The organism is Pleomorphochaeta caudata (genome assembly GCF_055395745.1).
Genome location: NZ_AP042458.1, coordinates 2,112,256 through 2,124,600 on the forward strand (window position 1 = coordinate 2,112,256; position 12,345 = coordinate 2,124,600).

General features: G+C 28.7%; 9 protein-coding genes. 2 read left to right on the forward strand and 7 right to left on the reverse strand.

Annotated features, from left to right (window positions below):
- Window positions 1–26 precede the first annotated feature (26 nt).
- The 7 genes from ACZ5RS_RS09855 to ACZ5RS_RS09885 all read right to left on the reverse strand — a co-directional run bounded on the left by ACZ5RS_RS09855 (window position 27) and on the right by ACZ5RS_RS09885 (window position 9,608).
- Window positions 27–1,748, reverse strand: a complete 1,722-nt coding sequence (locus tag ACZ5RS_RS09855) for an AIPR family protein (protein ID WP_464634933.1) — start codon at window positions 1,746–1,748, stop codon at window positions 27–29.
- A gap of 102 nt (window positions 1,749–1,850) precedes the next feature.
- Window positions 1,851–2,801 carry an AmmeMemoRadiSam system radical SAM enzyme gene (gene amrS, locus ACZ5RS_RS09860; RefSeq protein ID WP_464634934.1) on the reverse strand — a complete coding sequence of 317 codons (951 nt, stop codon included), beginning with the start codon at window positions 2,799–2,801 and terminating at the stop codon, window positions 1,851–1,853.
- Entirely contained in the window at window positions 2,801–3,322 is a 522-nt protein-coding gene (gene amrA, locus ACZ5RS_RS09865; protein WP_464634936.1) for an AmmeMemoRadiSam system protein A, read from the reverse strand. Before amrA ends, amrS begins: the two co-directional genes overlap by 1 nt.
- Window positions 3,323–3,324: 2 nt before the next feature.
- Window positions 3,325–4,146: an AmmeMemoRadiSam system protein B gene (gene amrB, locus ACZ5RS_RS09870; protein WP_464634938.1), complete on the reverse strand. Its 822-nt coding sequence runs from the start codon at window positions 4,144–4,146 to the stop codon at window positions 3,325–3,327.
- 106 nt (window positions 4,147–4,252) lie between these two features.
- The gene (locus tag ACZ5RS_RS09875; protein ID WP_464634940.1) at window positions 4,253–5,302 is read right to left on the reverse strand and encodes a ribonucleotide-diphosphate reductase subunit beta; all 1,050 of its coding nucleotides are present in this window, start codon (window positions 5,300–5,302) and stop codon (window positions 4,253–4,255) included.
- 11 nt (window positions 5,303–5,313) lie between these two features.
- On the reverse strand, window positions 5,314–7,839 hold the full coding sequence (locus ACZ5RS_RS09880) for a ribonucleoside-diphosphate reductase subunit alpha (RefSeq protein ID WP_464634942.1): 2,526 nt from the start codon (window positions 7,837–7,839) through the stop codon (window positions 5,314–5,316).
- 323 nt (window positions 7,840–8,162) lie between these two features.
- Window positions 8,163–9,608 carry a hypothetical protein gene (locus tag ACZ5RS_RS09885; RefSeq protein ID WP_464634944.1) on the reverse strand — a complete coding sequence of 482 codons (1,446 nt, stop codon included), beginning with the start codon at window positions 9,606–9,608 and terminating at the stop codon, window positions 8,163–8,165.
- A 670-nt stretch (window positions 9,609–10,278) separates the two neighbouring features.
- On the opposite strand from ACZ5RS_RS09885, the gene ACZ5RS_RS09890 reads away from it, so the two are divergent.
- A complete protein-coding gene (locus ACZ5RS_RS09890) occupies window positions 10,279–11,277 on the forward strand; it encodes a FecCD family ABC transporter permease (RefSeq protein ID WP_464634946.1) in 999 nt (332 codons plus the stop codon).
- The gene (locus ACZ5RS_RS09895; RefSeq protein WP_464634948.1) at window positions 11,274–12,344 is read left to right on the forward strand and encodes an ATP-binding cassette domain-containing protein; all 1,071 of its coding nucleotides are present in this window, start codon (window positions 11,274–11,276) and stop codon (window positions 12,342–12,344) included. Before ACZ5RS_RS09890 ends, ACZ5RS_RS09895 begins: the two co-directional genes overlap by 4 nt.
- The last annotated feature ends 1 nt before the right edge of the window (window position 12,345 follow it).

The following is a 12,345-nucleotide window of genomic DNA, read 5'->3' on the forward strand; positions in this document are numbered from 1 at the left end:
AAAATATTAAAAATTTTTATTAAAAATTAAACTTTTTCATTATTATATGCCGATAAAATTTGTTCTGTCATTTTTTTAGATTTTAATGCTTGTTTATCACTAATTGCCGCATTAGATCTATCTATAATTTCTATAGCTTTTTTAAAAATTTGTTCACATTGATTTTTATTATTAAGCTTATTTATTATTGGTTTACAAAACTTTTCTGTCTTATTTTGGCTATTTAGGGGAGGAATTTCATCTGTAGAGGCTATCATAGGAACTAGCATAGTAATATAAAATTTTACTTTTTTATATTTTTTATCTATAATTCCAGTATTAAATAAAGCATCTAAACGATAATAAGCTAACCCTGCCATATAATAAGTTACATATTGATGATCTTGTTCAAAAATTTTTGATCCACTTTTACCAAGTTTCTTTACCAGAGACCCAAAGTAAGTAGTAACCATATGAGGGTTTTTGTTTACCATAGAGGAAAATGACTTTATTTGATTTGGAATTGTAATAATCTTCCTTTTTATTATATTTCTATCGGTATTATATTGTTTCGATCTTCTTTCATAATATAGTTTTCCTTCACCTTCAATGGAGGAGTAATAGTATTCTAAATTTTTTTGAAAACTAGACATTGCAGATAGTTGTTCTTTTTTAATTGCTGTTTGATTATTTGTAGAAATAGTTATTTTTGCTTTAATTTCTTCATTGCTTGTTACTATTAGTCTAAAAGGGATTCCAAGGTCATCTAATTCTTCTTTATTTATATAATTGAGTATAACATTGCTTGTTTGACAACCATTAACTATTTGATAATCAGAAATTGTGAAAGAATTTCCGGCGGTCTTTATTTCATTTGCAACTATAGTTATTCCATTATTTAAAACGCTAAATAAGCTTGGGTTTTTACTCGATAACGTTTCTGAAATACTTTGATTTACTGAGTTATTTTTCCCTTGAAAATCTCTAACATTATCTTCAAATACTTCTAAAATGTTGTTGTTTTCATCTAGTAATATTTTTTTAAATTCACATAAAGGTAAAATTCCGTAATAAGATTCATTTATACCTTCTATTTCTGTTAATGTGACTTTGTTAGCAAAAATAAAATTGGCTGATAAAGGATTTTTTGTTTTTCTGTATAATTTTCCTATTTCATTAGCTCCTAGGACTTTATGTTCAATTTTTTCAAAATATTTTAAAGATTCCAATGTTTCATAAGCTGTATCGACTACTGCTTTGACATTTGCGTCATTTTTATTATATACACCAGTAGTAATATAAAATGAAATACATTTTGGATTTTCTTTAAAATCAGAGGCTTTTGATAATGCGTATTCAGATATTTCTGCGAATTTTTTTAATTCCTCATTTCTAGGCAGTTTTGGTTTTTCAGAAAAAAAATCATTTATTCCAAAATAAAAAGTATTCATTTCAGAAACATCGAAAGAAGAAGAAGTTTTAGATTGAATAAAAATATATGTTAAATCTATAGATCCATTAAGTTTTAATAATTCATTTATTTCTTCATTATCTTCAATTAGATTTCCGTTAATTATTATTGCTACGCCGTCTATTCCCGTATCTCCCCCAGACCCAATAGTAATATTATTAAAATCAAAAGTTTTGTTATAATAATTTGAAATAATCGTATAGTTACAAAATTTTTCAAAATTTTTTGATTCGTCAATTTCTTTTATTTCTTGGGTTTCAATAAAATCATTTAGTAATTGTTTAGTTATTCTATCCAAAATAAAGCATCCTTTTTTTTATAGCATTATAAAATGATATCATATAATTTGTTTACATACAAATTATTTTTTTTATATAAATTAACTTGATAATAAAAAAAATCATTTTAAAATTTTGCTATTACAAAATTTACATTTCCCCTCTATCAAGTTTTCTTTTATATCCCTCTTTGTTAGTTCAGAATCATAATGATTATGAATTAAGATATGTTTGCAGTTTGGGCAAATAGTGGGAGAAGGTCTTGAAGAGTTTCCTCCATAGACATATGGAATTCCAACTTCATTTGCAATATTTATCATTTGGGTTAGGAATTCTTCGCTTGTTGATTTTTTATCACTCATCTTATAATTTGGGAAGAATCTACTAAGATGCCATACTTGAGTGCCATATTCTTTTAAAGTAGTAGCTAAATATTTGATAGTCTCTTTTGTGTGTATACCTTCAATAAGAAGGGTAGTGACTTCTACATGGTTCCCTTTTTTTATTAAATACTTTATTCCATTTAGTACTGGTTCAATCTTTCCTTTACAGATTGTTTTGTAATATTCGCTATCTCCTTTGAGATCAATATTAAAAGCATCTATTACTGGTGATAATCTTTCTAATGACTCATTAGAAAAACTGCCATTTGTTACCATTATAGTTTTTAATCCAGCTTTTTTAGCAAGAGTAGATGTATCAATAACATAATCTTGCCAAACTATTGGTTCACTATAAGTGAAACTGAGGGATGGGGTATTATGTTTTATTGCAAGATTTACTAATTCACTAGGACTTACATATTGAGCATTATTGGTTTTTGTTGTTTGAGAGAGTTGCCAATTTTGGCAGAAATCACATCTATAATTACACCCAGCTTCTGCAACAGATAAGGTTTTTGTTCCAGGCATAAAATGATAAAGAGGCTTTTTTTCTACTGGATCAATTGCGATTGCATCAAGATAGCCATAGCTTGTGCTGATTAGTTTATTGTTTTCAACTTTTCTGATACGACAGTAACCTGTTTGTCCTTCTTTTATATCACAATGTCTATAACAAAAATCACAAATCATTAAAACACCTCAGCTTGAAAGGTTAAAAACTGAGCATCATCTCTTTTGTAAGCACTGGAATCTAAACCTGCTTTATTTGATAAAGCTGATAATAATTCTTCTTTATTCCAACCAGTTTCATCAGCAACTTGTGGAAGGAAAACAGCTTTTCTTCCTAATACAGATAATATAATGCCATCTCTAGATAATACAAACTCAGATAAATCATTTATTAATCTTGGTTCAGTAAGTACAGATATTTCAATTTCTATTGAAGGAAATTCTTCTTTTGTGAGAGGCATAAATCTATAATCTTCATAAGCTGCTTCTAATGCTAAATCTCGAATTTCTTGATAAAGGGGTTTTATACCAAAAATATAGCCAATACAACCTCTAAGGGCACCTTGTTTTTTTAATGTTACAAAAGCTCCAACTTTTTCATCATAAGCTGAAGCATCAATTTCTTCATATGGTAGCTTTAAACTCTTTGCAAGTGTATTTTTAGCTAAACTTAATAAAGTTTTTTTTGCTAGATTATCCATTATTATTTCCTCCAAGCAAGAGATAAATAAGAAACAAAATTATTATCGAATGAAGATTTTTCATAGGAATTTGATTGTCCTAGAATTCTGCCACTCATATTTTTAAGTCTTGCTATTTCGCTTACTACAAGCATAGGTGCTATTCCACAAATTGTAGCTCTATCTTCCATTACAGCTTTTATATAAGTATCTTTACCATCTCCTGAGATAAATCCATTAGCAATTTCTCTATCGTATGTTGTTACTTTTTCTAATACTTGATTATCGATTTTATCTCCAAATGGAGTATATCTAAAATTATTTCCATAGTGAGTAAAATCGCTACTTGCTATAACTGCTGTATTATCATCAATATCATTAATTATCTTTTTAGCATAATCACTTGCTATTTCAACATCGTTAAATCTATTTATATGAGCACAGCATAATTTTATATTATCTCTTTGTGCTATAAAGGGTAATATCATTTCAACTGCATGTTCTGCTATAGTTACTTGTTCATAACCAGGCTCTAATAATGAGGGGATTGTAAAGCCCTCAATATCTTTAATACTTGTTTTAAATAATTCAATATTTCCACCACCAACAACATTATTATCAAGCGCATAATAATGGGATGGGGTAATTAGTAGAATTTTATTTACATTTGGATTTAACTTATTAAAAAATAATTTAATCAATTCACTTGAGTAATATAACCCCGCATGAGGGACAACTCCAAATAAGTCTTTATTATCGTCACTTGGAATAACTTTAATAAGTTTTTCAAGTTCTTCCTTGTCGCTAGGATACCAAGATCCTTCAAATCGTAACTTTCTTATCATGCTTTTATTATATCACAAACTTAAATCTATGTTATGCTTTTATTTAAAGATAAAATAACCCCTTAAGTTATATAAAACAAAAGGGGGTTGTAATAATAATTTAATTCTATAAATCATCAATTAAAGCAGAACTTTTTGCATAAGCTGTGCTTCTAGCTTCAAAGAAGTCAGTTTTTATTAAGTTTGCATTTGAATATTGGCTGACCCATTTTAGGGATTCAGGTTCTTCATCATGGCCTTCATAGATCTTTTTAAAACCTAATTGGGTACATCTAAGGTTTCCTAGATATTGGATGTAATCAACAATCATTTGCTTATTAAGGCCAATAATATCATCACCAATTACATAATGGCCCCACTCAATTTCCATTTCGCAAGCTGTTTTTATCATATCTCTATAGGTTTCAATTAACTCGCTATTAAACATTTGAGGCTCTTCTTTTTGCATTTCTAAAAGAATTGATCTAAATAACCAAAGGTGAGTGTTTTCATCTCTGTTTATATATCTAATCTCTTGAACAGACCCTGGCATTTTATTATTTCTTTCTAAGTTATAAAAAAACATAAAACCAGAATAGAAATAAATTCCTTCTAAGATATAATTAGCTACCATAGTTTTAACCAGGCTTTGAAGATTTGGAGATTCTTGGAATTCATTATATAAATCTCCAATAAATTTATTCCTTTTTAAAAGTAATTGGTCATCTTTCCATTGATATAAGATTTCAAGTCTTTCATCAGGAGCACAGATTGTATCGAGCATGTAACCATAACTTTGTGAGTGAACCGCTTCTTGGAAGGTTTGAATTGTAAGACATAGATTTACTTCATTTGCAGTAATATAATTGCTAATATTTGGTAAATTAGCTGTTTGAACACTGTCTAAAAAGATTAAAAAACTCAATACCTTATCATAAGCTGTTTTTTCATTTTTTGATAAAAGTCTATAATCTTGAACATCTGTATTCATGTTTATTTCTTCTGGAACCCAGAAGTTATTCATTGCTTGTCTATACCAATCATTTACCCAGCTATATTTTATATTATTAAAATCATTTAGGTTTGTAGTATTTCCACCAACCATTCTTCTTTTGTCTAAAGTTATATCCCCATTTTCATTAAATAGAGGTTTTCTTGTAATTTTTATATTTTCCATATTATTATCCTTTATGAACTACAGGAAGCACATTCTTCTACTTCTAAAGATTTACTTCTTACATAATAAATTGTTTTAACTTTATTTTTATAAGCTTCTAAAAACAAGTTTAATACTCCTCTGAATGTCATATCATTGTTAATGTAAATATTAACACTCATTGCTTGGTCTACGTGTCTTTGTCTAACTCCACTAGCTTTCATACTCCAAGTTTGATCTATTAAATGAGCACCTTTATAATACCAGAAGGTATCTTTATTTAAATCTGGTGCTAGGCGAGGAATCATCATATTCTTTTTCTCTTCTAAAAAGAATTTATCCATAATTGGGTCTAATCCAGCTGTAGTACCTATTAAAATACTAGTGCTACTAGTTGGTGCAATAGCTAATAGATAAGCGTTTCTAAGTCCATTTTCATGAACTTCTTTTTTAAGATGCTGCCATCTTTCACTATTATAGTTTCTTCTTTCAAAGTATTTTCCACTATCCCATTCACTATCTTTAAAGTATTTGTATGAGCCTTTTTCTTTACTAATGTTCATACTAGCTTTAATAGCACTGTAGTTTATATTTTCAAAAACTTTATCAACATATTCTAAATGTTGTTCACTTTCCCAACTAAGTTGATGTTTTGATAGCATATGATGGTATCCACTAACACCCAATCCAATAGATCTGTATCTTTGGTTTGTGATTTTGGCATAGGGGAGAGGATACATATTTAAATCAATAACATTATCAAGTGCTCTAACAACTGTACAAACAGTTTTATCAATCTCATCAGGACTATCACAGTCAATATTACCTAGGGCAAGGGATGCTAAGTTACAAACTACAAAGTCCCCTGGTTTTGTTGTTTGAACAACAATAGTATCTCCATTTTCATCTTTAATCTCATTTTTTATAAATTCGATTTCACTCATATTTTGAGCAATTTCAGTGCACAAATTAGAACAATAAATCATACCCTTATGTTTATTTGGATTAGCTTCATTTACTATATCTCTGTTGAATGTAAATGGAACACCACTTTCAATTGCTGATTTTAATATTAGTCTTACAAGATCTTTAACAATTATAGTTCTTTTAGAAATTCTTGAATCATTAACACAGCTGAAATATTTTTCTTCCCATTCTTTTCCATAATAATCTTCAAGATGATAACCTTTTACACTATAGATTTCATGAGGACACATTAAATTCCAAGTTCCATTAATATCTTTTTCTACCATTTCCCAGAAAAGATTTGGATAACAGACAGCAGGGAAAATATCATGAGCCTTCATTCTATCATCACCATTGTTAGTTTTTAATTGTAAGAACTCAGGTAAATCTTTGTGCCAAGCATCTAGATAAACAGCAACTGCACCTTGTCTAACCCCTAGTTGATCAACAGCAACTGCAGTATCGTTTGCAAGTTTTATCCATCTAATAACACCACCAGATACACCTTTAAATTCTCTAATTGAAGAACCTACCGCTCTTACTTTTCCAAAGTATAAGCCCATTCCTCCACCAAACTTACTAACTTTAGCAAAGTTGTCTAAAGATCTATAAATTCCATCTAAAGAATCTGGAACAGTATCAATAAAACAAGAAGAAAGTTGATGGTATGGTTTTCTAGAATTACTCATAGTAGGGGTAGCCATAGTAACTTTGTGTAGACTTAGCATATCATAGAAGTTTTTAACCCAATCTAATCTATTGTCTTTTTCATTCATAGCTAAATGAAGAGCAATCCCTAAATACATCTCTTGAGGGGTTTCAATAGTTTTATGATCATAGGTTTTAATAACATATCTTTTTAAGATTAAATCTAAACCACTATAAGTAAAGAGATGATTTCTGCTTTCATCAATAAATTCTTGAGCTTTACCAATCTCATTCTTATTATAGTTTTCTAGTATATATTTGCCATAGAGCCCCATATCTGTTAAGAGGCTTATTTTTTCATATAAACTATTATATCCAAATTCAATTCTGTATTTTTCATAATTGTTACTAAATATTAGATATAGGATTCTAGCAGCTATAAATTCCCATTTTGGAGCTTCAATAGTAGTTAATTCAACACTCGCTTTTAAGAGGGCATTTAACTTATCACTATCTTTCATGTTATTTATGGTAAATGCTTTATATTTATTATATAAAAGACCTAAATTATATTGTTCTAAAGCAAATGTATCTTGAATTTCTTTTAAAGTATTATCCAAGTTATTAACATTTATATCATTTGAGATTAATTTTCTATCTTCTCTTTTCTTTGTTTGATTAGATCTATATAGTATATAGCTTTTAGCAACATTATAATATTTATGTTCCATTAATGTTTCTTCAACTATATCTTGAATCTTTTCTACTTGATCTACCTTATTTTCAATAATTTTATTTTCTACTTCTAAAGTTAAATTATCTAATACATTAGAAGTATATTTATTATCAGTTGCAATAAAGGCTTTTTCTATAGCATTAAGAATTTTATCTTTTTGATAAAACTCAATATCTCCATTGCGCTTAATTATTTCTTTAATTTTCATTTTTTCTCCTTTAAAACTAAAAGATGATAAATCAATCATATGTTAATTTTTGTAAGTTGAAAAGGGTTATATCTCTTGTTAGTGTACTCTATTAATAAAAAAGTCTTGTCCTATAAAAGGATTATAATATAAAAAAAAATTTAAATGTCATGTTTGATTTTTTAAAAATGAAAATAGTTTTTTATGAGGGAATAGGGTGAAAATTTTTTGTTAATTTGTTATATGATAAAAAATAAAATAAGTATATAAAAAGAATCCCCGGATAGTTTATATATCCGGGGGGAATATCGCCTAATAAATTATTAGGTTTAATTCATCGTTGTTTAGAATCCAAGTACTGATGCATGAGCTACAAGATAAACAGGGCCTGATAGATCAGTAATTATTCCTTGATAGATTGGAACTCCATTTAGAGTATCATCTACAATTAGGTATTGACCAGGCGCTAATGTATATTCGCCATTCTTAAGTGGTAATGGAGAGTTGCCGACAAAGATATGAACTTCTGCTAGTGAGAATTCACTACCTGGGTCCATTAAATAAGTTACTATTGCTTGTGAACCATCATAATCAAATATTAAAGTTCCAACTTTAGTACCTTTACTTAAGTCGTTTTGACCTGCTCCAGCCCAAATATCTAAGTGGTAAACACCAGGTCCATAAGGGCCATTAGTCCAACCCCATCTTACTGCATTGGAGGTATATCCAAGTTCTAAGAAGGTTGTGAATGCACTTGGATCGTAAGCGAATGCAGTTTCACTGCCATCACCAGGATTAACTACAGGATCATCTCCACCGTCATCTACTATTTCAATAGCAACAATTATTGGATTAACAACTGTACTATATGTCTTTTCTACAAATACTGAAATTTCTGGTACTAAGTTAAATTGTACTGCATAGAACCATGCGCCTTTTCCAGAATATCCAGGTTCTCCTCCACCAGCGTAAGCTGTCTCTCCAGCTAAGGAAGTTCCATCTTCTGCTCCAACTGCATCTTCAACTAATGCTGCATGGATTATGAAATAGAAATCTTCCAAATTATTTGGATCAATTGCCTCTGGTATTGGAATTGTGACAACTATAGAATCATCATAGATGTTTTCTACAGTGTATGGTGCTAAGCCTGGAGCAGGGCGTTTATCAGGTAAGCTATTTGCATCAGTGTACATATAGATATGTACTTCTTGTAAATCAGCACTCTCATTAGTATCAATTAAAATGTAGAAATTTTCATTGTCATTGCTGATATTTACAAATCCTGCTAAATTGTCTTGTCCAGCCCATAAATTAAAGTTATCTGAATACCAACCAGTTATCATTTCTGTTGTAACTACTTGGGATAGATAAACAATGGTTTCTTCAGCAATTTGAACTTGAGTTGCACCCTCTGGTCCAAATACTGATACTTCGTTATCACTATTGTCTATATATTGATATTCAACTGATTCGTCATTAACTAATACATTTGAATTAGCATCTAAAAAAATGAATGGATCAATAGGAGAAATTGAAGATGTTACTTCAGGAGAGTTCTCCAAAGTGTAATTGTCAATGGTTTGACTAACAAAGATATAATCTGCTTCTGCTAAGCTAAGTACATCACCGCCAAGTCCTAAAACTGGAGTAATGGGGGCAGCTGGGCTTTTTGCTTTGCTAACTAGATTATTTTCCATGTCAAGTTGTGACATCTCACATCCAACAAGCGATATGAGAGATATTAAAGCGGCGATAATTACTAATACGCGTCTATTTCGATGAGAATTCATACTTTTGCCTCCATACCTTTATTAAAAAATTTTCTTAAAACTATATTTATTCTGCACAAATTAATAAATATTGTTCTTTTAAGTGCTTATATTATACATCGTTCACATAAAATGAGAATATATAATTATAAATAATTAAATTATTTTATTAATTATTTAATAATATTAGTTAATGTCTGTGTAGGAATATAACCATATTATTTACATATGTATAAAAATTATAAAAATATTTTAAAAAAATATGTAAAAATTTTGAGAAAAGTTCAAAAATATACAAATGTAACTTAAGACATAAATAATAAAATATCAAAAATATATATTTGCTAGGTTATTAATTAATTTTATATTAGCAATAGTTATATCTAATATTTTCCCATAAAGATGATAAATATAATAAAACCATTATTTAAATAAAAATTATGATGATAAAAAGATAAATAATTATTTATTACATAGTTATTTAGTAATAAATTGTTGCTTAATGGAAAATTAAATTTGAATTTTTTTTAAAATTTTAGCTTAAATAAAGTCAGATTATTTGTTAACCTAATAACATCCGCGCAAGAAAGACTCTTCTTGACTGCAAGGAAATTTTTATAATTCTATATTCAAGGTTTTTCCTGAAGATATAAGATTGGTGTCTTATTCCACCAATCGGTGGAGTATATAAATGAAAAAACAATTTAATGTGTTAACTTGGTTAACATTTTTAATATTGCCAATTGTTGTAGGCTTTTTTGCACTAACTTTTGGTCGATATCCTATAAGCATTAATGATGCTTTTTCTATACTTTTTAATAAATCTATATCTGATGCTCAAGCTAGTTTGGTAATTTTAAATATTAGATTACCTAGAGTTATTCTAGCATTAAGTGTAGGTGCTGGCTTATCAGTTTCAGGTGTTGCCTTTCAAAGTTTATTTGGTAATCCTTTAGCAACTCCAGATACTTTGGGTGTTGCAAGTGGCGCTTCTCTTGGCGCTGTATTATCGATTGTTTTAGGTTTTTCTCTTCTTTCTATGCAAATAATGGCTTTTATATTCGGTCTTGCTGCTGTAGTTTTAACTTTCTTTGTTGGATCTAAAAAAGGATTTATGGATAAAACTTCAATAATTTTGTCAGGAATTATAATTGGAGCACTCTTTAATGCTTTTATATCTTTAATAAAATACACCTCTGATGCTGAAACTGAGTTGCCAGCAATTTCTTATTGGCTTATGGGTAGTTTAGCAAATGCGAATTTTAAAACTTTAACCTATGGCCTTATTCCAATAATATTAGGTGTTATTGTTCTTTTTTTAATTAGGTGGAGACTTAATATGTTATCCATTACTCAAGATGAAGCAAAGGCAACAGGAACAAATATATATTTACTTAGAGGCCTTTGTATATTCTTTGGAACAATAATTACATCCTCCGCAGTTAGTATGTGTGGTCAAGTTGGTTGGGTAGGTCTTTTAATTCCTCATATATGTAGAATGATTTGGGGAAGTAATAATTCAAAAATAATACCAGCATCCATTTCATTAGGTGCAATTTTTATGGTGGTAATCGATACAGTTGCTAGAAGTTTAAGTGCTAGTGAAATCCCTATATCTGTTTTAACTGCAATAATAGGAGCTCCTTTTTTCATAATGCTATTAAAAAGGTCAAATGGGTGGAGTGTATGATATTTGAAGTTAAAAATGGTGGATTTAATTACGAAGAAAAAAAGGTTTTTGAAAATATTAACTTTAAAATTAACAGTGGTGATCTTTTAGCAATTTTAGGTCCTAATGGGATAGGGAAAACTACTCTTATTAGATGTATGTTAGGTTTTTTGAAATGGAATGATGGTATTTCTCTTTTAAATAATAAACCTATAAATAAATATAAAACTAGAGAACTTTGGAATAATATCTCTTATGTACCCCAATCAAGAAATGTTGAAAAAAGTTCCTTAACTGGTATTGAGTTTATACTTTTAGGGTTAGCTGGTAAGATTAATTATTTTAATTCGCCATCTCAAAATGATTATAAAAGAGCAAAAGAGGTTATGGATTCTCTCTCTATTAGTCATATGGAAAATAGGAAGATGAATGAAATATCTGGTGGAGAATTACAATTATTTTTAATAGCAAGAGCCTTAATATCTAATCCTAAGTTAATAATCTTAGATGAACCTGAATCAAACTTAGATTTTAAGAATCAAATTATTGTTTTAGATGTTTTATCAAATCTTTCTAAAAATAATATAGCTATAATTTTTAATACTCACTATCCATCTCATGCACTTCAAAGAGCTAATAAATCCTTAATTTTATCAAATGGTGGTAATTCTATATTTGGAAATACTAAAGAAATAGTAACTGAAAAAAATTTAGTATGTGCCTTTAATGTTAAAACATCCATTAATTATATTGAGACTGATCATAAAGTATATGCTGATGTGCTTCCTCTCGAAGTATTAAATAAAAATCCAATAAAAGCTTTTGAAGTAGAAAAAGCTGATGAGAGTAATAAATTAGCCACAATATCAATAATTATTGAAACAAAAGAAAAATTAGCTTTAGTAAATAAAATCATCCTAGAAAAGGGTGAATATATTATTGGAAAAATGGCAATGCCTTATAAAAAGAGAAATATTGATATAGTTGTTTTAGTCCTTGACGCACCAAAAGTTGAGATTGAAACTCTTTTAGATGAAATTTCTAAGATAAATGAGGTAAGTATAAAAGTAGGGTATTCAAAGGTGTAGT

Coding starts and splice junctions, on each gene's coding strand:
- amrA (WP_464634936.1), bottom strand. CDS start 3,322: ATGGATAATCTAGCAAAAAAAACTTTATTAAGTTTAGCTAAAAATACA.
- ACZ5RS_RS09885 (WP_464634944.1), bottom strand. CDS start 9,608: ATGAATTCTCATCGAAATAGACGCGTATTAGTAATTATCGCCGCTTTA.
- ACZ5RS_RS09875 (WP_464634940.1), bottom strand. CDS start 5,302: ATGGAAAATATAAAAATTACAAGAAAACCTCTATTTAATGAAAATGGG.
- amrB (WP_464634938.1), bottom strand. CDS start 4,146: ATGATAAGAAAGTTACGATTTGAAGGATCTTGGTATCCTAGCGACAAG.
- ACZ5RS_RS09880 (WP_464634942.1), bottom strand. CDS start 7,839: ATGAAAATTAAAGAAATAATTAAGCGCAATGGAGATATTGAGTTTTAT.
- amrS (WP_464634934.1), bottom strand. CDS start 2,801: ATGATTTGTGATTTTTGTTATAGACATTGTGATATAAAAGAAGGACAA.
- ACZ5RS_RS09895 (WP_464634948.1), top strand. CDS start 11,274: ATGATATTTGAAGTTAAAAATGGTGGATTTAATTACGAAGAAAAAAAG.
- ACZ5RS_RS09890 (WP_464634946.1), top strand. CDS start 10,279: ATGAAAAAACAATTTAATGTGTTAACTTGGTTAACATTTTTAATATTG.